At 58.8% G+C, this 9,395-nt stretch carries 9 protein-coding genes and 1 pseudogene; 2 read left to right on the forward strand and 8 right to left on the reverse strand.

What is annotated here, in order from left to right:
• Positions 1 to 58 precede the first annotated feature (58 nt).
• The 4 genes from CXY78_RS00445 to CXY78_RS00460 are packed head-to-tail and all read right to left on the reverse strand — an operon-like array spanning position 59 to position 4,141.
• Entirely contained in the window at positions 59 to 445 is a 387-nt protein-coding gene (locus CXY78_RS00445) for a helix-turn-helix domain-containing protein (protein ID WP_158253226.1), read from the reverse strand.
• Positions 446 to 496: 51 nt separating this feature from the next.
• On the reverse strand, positions 497 to 1,456 hold the full coding sequence (locus CXY78_RS00450; protein ID WP_104087504.1) for a DUF4862 family protein: 960 nt from the start codon (positions 1,454 to 1,456) through the stop codon (positions 497 to 499).
• The gene (locus CXY78_RS00455) at positions 1,453 to 2,634 is read right to left on the reverse strand and encodes a mannitol-1-phosphate 5-dehydrogenase (protein WP_104087506.1); all 1,182 of its coding nucleotides are present in this window, start codon (positions 2,632 to 2,634) and stop codon (positions 1,453 to 1,455) included. Before CXY78_RS00455 ends, CXY78_RS00450 begins: the two co-directional genes overlap by 4 nt.
• A complete protein-coding gene (locus tag CXY78_RS00460) occupies positions 2,624 to 4,141 on the reverse strand; it encodes an FGGY-family carbohydrate kinase (RefSeq protein WP_104087507.1) in 1,518 nt (505 codons plus the stop codon). Before CXY78_RS00460 ends, CXY78_RS00455 begins: the two co-directional genes overlap by 11 nt.
• A 137-nt stretch (positions 4,142 to 4,278) precedes the next feature.
• Here CXY78_RS00460 and CXY78_RS00465 point away from each other — a divergent pair, with 137 nt between their 5' ends.
• Complete coding sequence (locus CXY78_RS00465) at positions 4,279 to 4,980, forward strand: FadR/GntR family transcriptional regulator (protein ID WP_140425600.1); 702 nt, start codon at positions 4,279 to 4,281, stop codon at positions 4,978 to 4,980.
• Between the two features lie 11 nt (positions 4,981 to 4,991).
• Here the strand turns inward: CXY78_RS00465 and CXY78_RS00470 are convergent, their stop codons facing one another.
• Genes CXY78_RS00470 through CXY78_RS00485 form a run of 4 tightly spaced genes read right to left on the reverse strand, consistent with a single transcriptional unit; the run spans position 4,992 to position 8,520 of the window.
• On the reverse strand, positions 4,992 to 5,753 hold the full coding sequence (locus tag CXY78_RS00470; protein WP_104087510.1) for an SDR family NAD(P)-dependent oxidoreductase: 762 nt from the start codon (positions 5,751 to 5,753) through the stop codon (positions 4,992 to 4,994).
• Positions 5,740 to 6,576, reverse strand: a complete 837-nt coding sequence (locus CXY78_RS00475) for an ABC transporter ATP-binding protein (RefSeq protein ID WP_104087512.1) — start codon at positions 6,574 to 6,576, stop codon at positions 5,740 to 5,742. Before CXY78_RS00475 ends, CXY78_RS00470 begins: the two co-directional genes overlap by 14 nt.
• A gap of 37 nt (positions 6,577 to 6,613) precedes the next feature.
• Complete coding sequence (locus tag CXY78_RS00480) at positions 6,614 to 7,648, reverse strand: ABC transporter substrate-binding protein (protein WP_158253227.1); 1,035 nt, start codon at positions 7,646 to 7,648, stop codon at positions 6,614 to 6,616.
• Between the two features lie 47 nt (positions 7,649 to 7,695).
• A complete protein-coding gene (locus CXY78_RS00485; protein WP_104087515.1) occupies positions 7,696 to 8,520 on the reverse strand; it encodes an ABC transporter permease in 825 nt (274 codons plus the stop codon).
• A gap of 304 nt (positions 8,521 to 8,824) precedes the next feature.
• Here CXY78_RS00485 and CXY78_RS21320 point away from each other — a divergent pair.
• Positions 8,825 to 8,893: pseudogene (locus CXY78_RS21320) on the forward strand (integrase); the annotation flags it as partial.
• Positions 8,894 to 9,395: the final 502 nt, after the last annotated feature.

Below are 9,395 nucleotides of genomic sequence, written 5' to 3' on the forward strand. Positions count from 1 at the left end.
CGAGTTTGAGACAATAAACATGGCCCTCAAGGCCACCTGAAACCACTAACCCCCAGAGTCAACTGAACTCGGGGCAGTCCCGGATCCGCCAGACATCCGAGGCGCTGATCGTGAGGTCGTGGTGGCGCTTGAGGTACATCGCGAACTTCTGTGGCCCGAAATGGTATTGCTGACGCAGCCACAGGATTCTCTCCTTGACCTCAGCCATGGTTGCCGTCGACGTCGGTGAGTGGTGCGGGGCGCCAGTGCGGTCGCGGAGCCCTTCGACGCCCTCAGCCTCGTAGCGTCTCAGCCAGTGGTGGTAGCACTGGCGTCTGCTGCCGTAGTAGCGGCAGGTGGCAGCAATGTTGCCGCTGACTTCCTCGACGTGCCACAGCACGGCCAGCTTGTGATTCGCACGCCGCTCGAGCTCCCGCTCGGCAGACACAAAGAGCTTCTTTGTCACGGAATCTTCCTTCCAAAAGAAAGACCCAACTGTCAAGGATGTCCGTCAGTTTTAGACTCGACGTCGCGGGACGAACCGATCGGGGACTAGGGATTCGACTATCGCGCTTATGATCCCTACCCGATCTTCGATCGACGTCCTCAAATCGCGTTGAGCGACCTTTACCCCGACGAACGAAAGAGGGTTAGGTCCGGCAGCGGACAGGAACTCGGGAATTGCTGCCAACTCGAGCGCCGAGGTCGGTTCGCCAAGTGGTCGCGCTGACGTCGGGCGTGCTGGTGGATGCGAGTCCGTCCAGGCTGGGCCGTAAGGGCCATCCCGGTTCCCAACCCCAGACACCATCAGACCGCGCAGAGCTCCGGATGCGGCGGCAAGTTCGGCGTGCGCAATAGGCGTGGTGGCATCCCTTCCCTCGATTGCGGAACGGCCCCAGTTGATAGCCACGCCCAAAGCGGCGCTTCCGTGATCTTCCACCACTCGAAGTTCTTCGTCGAGCGGCAGGTAGCCCTTGAGAAAAGGAAGTCCAACGTGCCGCGCATCGCAGTGCTCGATGACGATGGATGCCCCGGACCAGTTCCAGCTGATGAGTTCGTTAACACTCCGCGTAAGTGCATTCGTCGCGTCCCTGACCCGCGAAGGGTCGATGGTGGGCGCCGTCTGCAAAAGGATTGCAACAGTTCCAGACCCTTTATCATGAAGGCGTTCAATGAAATCGCGGGCCTCTCGCGCAGTCTGCATCGCCTCGAGTCGGCAGACTTCGTCAACTGAGGCGAAACCAAACCCCGAGCTGGCGCGCTCCATGGTGATCCCCATCAGGCTCACGGTGTTGCGGCTGCCCTCGATCAACGCTTGAGGTAACCACTCAGCGTCGTGATCCCGCCAGGTCCTGCTTCCAAAGGCTATCTCTAGCCCACTGACTCCTGGTAAATCAAGGATACGAGTGGCGAACTCCGGCCGTACAGCGGGGTCGTCTGGCTGGGCGACCTGAGCCCCTACGACCACCGCCGTCATGGACGTGCTTCGACGCTCAATGCATCAACAACGGCCGCCTTACTTTCCACAAGGTCGATTAGTGGGCTCGCCGCGTCTATCCCACCGATTTCGGCGAGCGCAGCGCCTGCACCGAGGGTGTCGATGAGTTCTGCCATCCGCATCGCTGACGGGTCAGACGGATCCCTGTAGCGGAGCGCGGCGGCGATGCCGATCGCGATATTGTTCGGCTGCACTCCGGCATCTAGCGCATACATTGCCGCTCCGACGAGGCGGTCGTGGCGAGAAAGTTTACGCAGGGGGTCGCGAACCTGGCGGGAGAGCGGATCGATGATCGCGGTGTCCTGAAACTTGCGCAACGACTTCGCTGCATACTCAGCCTGATCTTCGACGGTGTAGCCATGTAGTGCAACCATGGCCTCGCCCATCTCGGCGTACACTCCGGAGACTATGGACTCGATCTCGGGATCGTTGGCGGCCTCGCTCAGAAGCTCGTAACCCTTAAGGACACCCAGAAACGAGATTGTGGCATTGCCGCTGTTGTATGTATACAGTTTCCGCTCGAGCGCGTGCTGGAATGCCGGGACTGGTTCGACGTAGCGAATCTCCGGAAAACCATCGACTAATGCGTCCGCGTCAATAGGTAGCGACCAGTAGTTCTGGGATTGCACAGCAAGCGGGTCGGCAGCAAGTTGTGCTTCTGTGGCATCCACAGCCGACCGCATGATTGTCGATTCCGAGATGCCGAGCATGCCATGCGGCAAGTCCAGCCCAAGCGCCGAAAGTTCTGACTCGATCGACGATCGCAACACCTGGCCGGCCGACCGCCAGTTTTCGCATACGACGATATTGAGCGGGTGCCCGGATTCTAGCCGAGTCTCGATCGCGCGGGCGATTGTGACACCGACGGAGGGTAGGTTTGCGCCGCCGACACTAACGAACACGACGTCGGCCTCAACCAGCTTCCCCGACAGTTCATCGGAATTCGTCATAATCGCGGACACGTTTGCGACTACTGACGATTTCTCCGGTGCTCCGAGAATGTGCACTGTGTAGCGCCCGGCGGCGTTCAGCGCAGCGACTGCGGTGGGGGACACATCCACAAAGGTAATCCCGATCGATTCGAGACCAAGGAGGTTTCCTACGAATCCTCGGGCGATCCGCCCTGCGCCGAAGACTACGGCATTCCTAGCTGGCATATCTTTCACTCCTTGTGTCGGTTGGCTGGCCTTGTGCCAGCGCGGGGTAAATAGTCGAGTAGCGCTGGTAAGCGGCTTCGTAACGGGCTGCAGTCTGCAAGTTCGGCTCGACGACGTATTCGATGCGGGTCATAGCGCTCATCGCCGCGGCCGGTGAGGGGAAGAGACCGCTTCCGACGACAGCGAGGATGGCAGCGCCTAGAGCTGCCGAGTCCTTCTCCTCCATGATGGCGAGTGGGGTGTTGAGGACGTCCGCCTTTATGGAGTTCCACACGTGCATCGCGGTCGGCCCCCCGGAGGCCCTGATAAGACTTGCTCGCTCCACGTTGTCGGGCGAGGCATCCCGAATTTGTCTCAAGTTGAAAGCGACTCCTTCGAGCGCCGCCCTAACCATGTGCCCTAGACCGTGCGATGAGGTGAGTCCGGTGTACGACGCGGTCGCGGACGAGTCCCATATCGGCGAACGCTCGCCGTGAAGGTAGGGGAGGAACATTAGGCCGTCAGATGCTGGCTCTGTCCCGGAAGCAAGAACAGCAAGACGGCCGTTGCGGTCGGCGCTCTCGAGATTTGCGAGGTACGTGTCGCCCAACCATGCGGTTACACTTCCGCCGTTTGAACTGACCCCATAGCTAACGTAGGAATCGGCTTCGGTTGCCATCGAGTACGGAACGGAATTGATCGAACCGTCGGTAACAGGCTCGCGGCCGAGAATTCCGATGTGTTCGGAGGTTCCTGCAATGTCGAACCCATCCCCGGTGGCAGATACTCCCGTACCTACTAGCGCACAGTTGAAGTCGTTCCACCCGATGAAAACGCGTGTGCCGCGCGGCACGCTGATGGCATCCGCAACTGTCGCCAGGATCTCGCCAGCGGACTCGGTCGGTTGCCCCACGGGAGGAAACAAATCGGAAAGCCCTAGAGCGTCGAGAGCGGGGCGGTGGATTTCGCCGGTTGGTTTCATCACTCCGCGCAGGCTGGAGGAGTCTGAAATGATCCGGCCCGTGAGCCGGTGGAGGATGTAATCCTTTGGTTGAAGCATGTAGTGCGCCCTGGCGATGTGCGCCGGAAAAGTCTTTGTCAGCCACAGCAGTCGCGGTAGCGGCCAGGCCGGTCCCGGTGGCAACCACGTACGCAGGTCGGCGCCAAGAACTGCCGAATCAAGTACGCGCTCAAATTCATCGAGAGCGATAGAAGCCCCCCCGTCTTGCCAAGTCCAAGCATCCGCCAGAGGGCGCACTTCGCCGTCTACCAGCACATGCGTGCCAATCTGCCCACTCAATCCGATACTCAGCAGGTTGCCCGCACCGATTACGGTCTGCACCTTGGCGATGGTCGACTGAACTGCAGCCCACCACATCTCGGGATCCTGACGCACCCCGCCGCGTTGATCCGTCACCGTCGGGTAGGCAACAGATGCGGACGCAACACGGTGACCGTCGAGGGCGAAGGCGACGGTCTTGCAGGATGACGTTCCAAGGTCAACGCCCAACACGTATTCAACAGTCACGACATCGCTGCTTTGGTTCGTGGCTGAGAAGGCGCGGTGCGGGCATTATTTCTAATATGATTAGTGTGATTTATCCTTAACCCACTGAAAGGTTTCCTGCCGTGCGAACGAACAATCAAGATGCGAATTCTTGGCGTGTGCCCGCAACAAGTGGTCTTCACGGCATGGTGGTCAACGAGCTGGGCGCGGAGATCGCTCAGGGCCGGGTTGCCGCTAATGAGATTCTCAACGTGAGCGACCTGTGTGAGCGCTTCGGGGTTTCTCGATCGGTCATACGCGAGAGTTTGCGCGCGCTTGAGTCGCTGGGTCTGGTCAAGGCTCGCCCCCAGGTGGGTACCCGCGTTATGGGAATCGGCAACTGGGACTTGCTCAACGCTCAGGTTGTCAATTGGCGCGGCTACGGACCGGGGTACGCGACTCAGATGAACGAGCTGCTCGAGATGAGGCGGGGCGTTGAGGGATCGGCTGCCCGCCTTGCCGCTACCCGGATGACGGATACGGAGCGCAGACAGCTTCGTGTTGTGGCCGACCAGCTGATCGCGGCGGCCGGGAGCAAGAACGGCCGGGAATGGGTAGCTGCCGATGTAGCATTCCACCGTCTCGTGCTTGAAGGCTCGCATAACACGGTCATGGCTCAATTCGCCGACACGGTTGCCGCGGTGCTGCGCACCCGGCAGGATACCGACCGTCGAACGATCACCGACCAGACCCCGCAGTCGGTAAATAACCACACTAGCCTCGCTGATGCTCTCATTGATGGTGATCCCGACCTGGCCGAGGTCAGCGCGATCCGAATCGTCGATTCGACGCTCAAGGAGTTCGAGCACGCCGACTACTGACGTCGCGCCGGTCACCACAGGGTGTATCCGCCATCAACGACGAGGTTGTGCCCCGTTACAAAGCTGGCGGCACCCGAAGCAAGGAACAGCGCACTGCCGGCAATCTCCCACGGCTCAGCGACGCGAGCCTGGGGAGTGAGGTCGAGCCACGCCTGTAATTTCGCCGGCTCAGCGCGACTTTTTTCTGTCATTGCCGTTGCCGTGTAGCCGGGTGAAATCGAGTTCACTCGCACTCCGCGCGGAGCCCACTCAGCAGCGAGCGACTTCGTGTACATCACCACGGCGGCCTTCGAGGCGTTGTATGCAGATTGGGTCTGTGGAGTATTGACCGCAAGCGCAGACATAGACGCAACGTTCACGATCGAGCCAACTCCCTGCTCAAGCATGACGCGACCCTGTGCACGAGCGGCCCGGAAAATCCCGTCGAGGTTGACGTTGAACACGTCACGCCATTCTTCATCTGTCGTGAGCTCGGCGGGTTTATTTAGCCGGCCCCCAGGTGAGTTGACCGCAATGTCGAGACGGCCCGCGAGTGAGACAACACGGTCCACCGCTGCATCCACCGAGCCCGAATCGGTTACATCGAGCGGAACAAAGACGCTCCCCATCTCTGCACTTGCGCGTTCCCCGACCTCGACATTGCGTGATCCGATGTACACCGTTGCGCCGTGTGCCAGCATCGACGTTGCAATGGCCTTACCAATTCCGGTGGCACCGCCAATGATGAATGCCGACTTGCCGTCAAGACGGAAGGAGACTTCAGGCGTTCTCATGCGCTGCCTCCTCGGTTATCGGCCCACGGTGAATGACGCCGAGTCGGTCGAAATGTTCATAGATCCGGCTTGCGTGCGCGGCCAGTTCCGGTGCCTCGCCAAGCGCCAACGGGCGCGGCCGGGGAAGATCGATTCGCATCTCCTCGACGACTACACCCGGTGATGGCGACATTACAAACACCCGATCGGCCAGCCCCACCGCCTCCTCGACACTGTGCGTAATGAAGAGCACGGTTGGTCGCTGCACCATCCACAGCTGTTCGAGGTCGTATCGCACCTGGAGCCTGGTGAGGGCATCGAGTGCACCGAAGGGCTCGTCCATGAGAAGGATGGATGGCTCGTGGACGAGAGCCCGGACAAGAGAGACGCGTTGACGCATGCCACCAGATAATTCCATGGGGTAGCGGTTCATTGCCTGGGTCAAGCCGAGCTGCTCAAAAAGCAACTCGGCTCGTTCCCGGACAGCTGCCTTCGAAAGGTGGCGAACGTCTGCCTGAAGCAGCACGTTGTCCATCGCGGTTCTGAAGTCGAGCAAAAGGTGATCCTGAAAGGCGATCCCGACGTCCGTGAGGGGCCCTGAGGTCTCCTTGCCGTTGATCAGAATTTGCCCTGCGGAGGCTTTAAGGAGCCCCGCAACTATGAGCAGCAGGGTGCTCTTTCCACACCCGCTCGGCCCAACTACGGAGATGAATTCACCAGGCTGGATATCAATCGTGGTGGGAGCAAGCGCTTGGAACGGCTTGTCCGTGTCCTCCCCGAAAATCTTCTCGACGGCGTCGAGGGTGATTCTTGCTCCGCGCATTGTGTCGGCCAGCTCAGTCATGGTGCGGGTACCCTTCTAATTCTTTAGAGAAGATCGACTAGCAGGAACGAAGCTCGGCTTCGTCTGGCAGGTAGTCGTAGCTGTAGTACTCAGTCGCCGAAATATCTGCCGGCAAGATCCCTATGGCTGACAAGATTTTCACAGTGTCTTCCCACTGCTGTGGAGTTGCCTTGCCGACGAATTCGGCTCGGTTCGCACACATAAGGTAGATGGTGGCGTCGAGTTGCCCAGGGGCGAGGTTCATATTGACCTCAGGGAACAGCGCTTTGAGAGCGTCCAGAGCAGCTTGCGGCTTCTCGATCGCATCCACCCAACCTTTGAGGCTCGCGGTGACGAACGCCGTCGCAACCTCCGCGTTCTCCTCAAGGAAGGTGTTAGAGGCTATAATCGACTGGGCCACCGTGGGCGCACCATTGTCGATGAATGGCAGGTTGATTGTCTTCGCGCCCTCATTGAGGAGTTGCACACTGAAGTTGTCCATCGAGCCCAGAATGGCGTCCACCTGCCCCTGCAAAAGGGAAGCGACCATCGACTCCGGGGGCATATTGACTACATCCATGTCGGATTCGACGAGATCGTTAGCTGCTAGCAAAAGAGGGAACATCGCAGTCTGCGAGTAACCGTTCGGCAGGGCGACCGTTTTGCCCGCGAGGTCTGAGACCTCATTGATTCCTGAGCCTTCGAGCGAGGTGACCTCATTGGGGTTGCCCTGCAGGATCGTGCCAATAATCGTGATGTCAGCGCCCTCGGCAACGAGCTTCATGACAGCCGCCGCGTCGGCAAATGCGATGTCGACCTGGCCAGCGGCGACTAGTTGGGCAGTTGTCGAGGATCCGTTGCCTGGTTCGATTGTCACATTCAGGCCGGCTTCTTCGTAGTAACCGTTCTCGAGGGCGAGCGCATAACCGGAGTTGTATCCTCCTCCGGGAGAGTTGAGCTGGAATGTAAGCGGAGTGAGATCAGCCGCAGCTGGGCCCGCTCCCGCTGGTGCGGAAGAACAGCCCACGAGGACAAACCCCGTGATGGCTGCGGTTGCAACAAGGGACGAGAGTTTGGTTTTTCTGGCGTGCATGAATATTCCTTTCGACATTGAAATGAAGACGTGATGCAGAGTGGCGGTTAGAGGCTGATACGCGCGCGTTGCCACGGCGCGAGTATGTACTCGGCGAGTTCGACGAGGTAGTTAAGTGCGGCGCCGATGATGGTAAGCACAAGAAGAATTGTGAAGATCAGTGTCGTATCTAAGGTGCTTGTCGCCTGAAGTAGCAGGTATCCAAGTCCTCGGTTCGCGCCAACGAACTCCGCGACGACGGCCGCGGTCGCGGCGATTGTCGCAGACGTCTTGAGACCGCCAAAGATAACCGGAAGCGCTGCAGGGAAGCGAAGGTACCGGAAAGTCTGCCAGCCACTAGCGCCCATAGATTTCGTGAGATACAGCAGGCGCTGATCGAGAATTTGAAATCCCGCGATGCTCGCGAGTAGTAACGGAAAAAATGTCATGAGCACAGTTAGGAGGATCTTCGACTCGATTCCGAAACCAACCCACACTATGAAGAGTGGTGCGATCGCAATCTTGGGAACGAGCTGCAGAAAGACGAGCAGTGGATAGAGCGACTGCTTGGCGACCCGCGATAGGGCAATCAGTAGACCCATGGGGATGGCAGTGATAATTGTCAGCCCAAATCCTGCAAAAATTTCCTGCAGGGTGACTAACCCGTTCGTCCAAAGAATTCCGCTCGATTCAAACAACCGCGGTATTACGGCCTCGGGGGCGGGTAGTAGGTATCGAGGAATCTGGAAGATTGTGACGGCTAAGGACCAGACCAAAATGATGAATCCAAAAGTCAACAATGGAAGCAGAATCCAGAGCAGGCGAATAAACGCTGGCCGACCAGACGCCTTTCGGCGACCCCGAGGGATCGCGATCGCTTGGGTAGAACTCATGGGGACTCCTTTATCCTCGGCCAATCAGCCCTGAAGCGCTTCTCATATAAATATGATCAGTACGACTGTTAAGACTATAGAGACGTGCGCGGCAGTTCGCAACCAGCCTGAGTTCGCGCCGTAACAATGCGCTCAGTCCAAGGATTCTGAATTTCGAACCAAACGCATCAGCAGGAAGCTGGGTAATGGGCCGCGAGAGCCACACAGTTGACGCCAGTCGCTGCTCCGGCGGGCCTCGGCGGTCCAACACGAGAGTGGACCATGCAAAGGACGTGCTGTTCTTAAGTAAACGAGACCGCATGAGGCAGGAGCGAATGTGAAGGCGGTTCAAAGAGTGCTCGGGCACGCCTCAGGAGCCATGACGCTGGACACCTAGGCCGAATTGTTCGAGGACAACCTAGCCGACGTCTCGACCCGCCTCTGTCAGCTACCGCAAGAACAGTCGTCGGTTCTCGGGGTTACTGAGCAGAACCCAACTAGCCTCTGACCAGCATTTTCAGAGCAGACGCGGTGGGATTTGAAACCTAATGCGCACTCAATCAGACGTAGGAAGCGGCCTTAGATCAGCATGATTACGCAGTTTTCAGTCATGTGAACGACCTTGAAACCGCAACAATTTCGTGCAAATGTTGCCAAAATGTTGCCACGAGCCTGCCCGCGCCAATAGCGGTCAATGCCTCCCGGCGTTCACGCCGTTCACGCCGTTAGACGCCTCGATCATCAACCACCGAATCGCCTCGGCGGTTCTCGACTGGCGAAAAGACCGCTTGGGCGTTGGCCGTCTTCCAACCCATGGGCAGTTTCAAGGGGTCGTAGCAACACCGTTTGAGTGAGGAGTTGTCAGTGGCGTCGAGATTGGTCATGAAGGTTCGCGA

The organism is Cryobacterium sp. N19, from assembly GCF_002929595.1.
Lineage (GTDB): Bacteria > Actinomycetota > Actinomycetes > Actinomycetales > Microbacteriaceae > Cryobacterium > Cryobacterium flavum.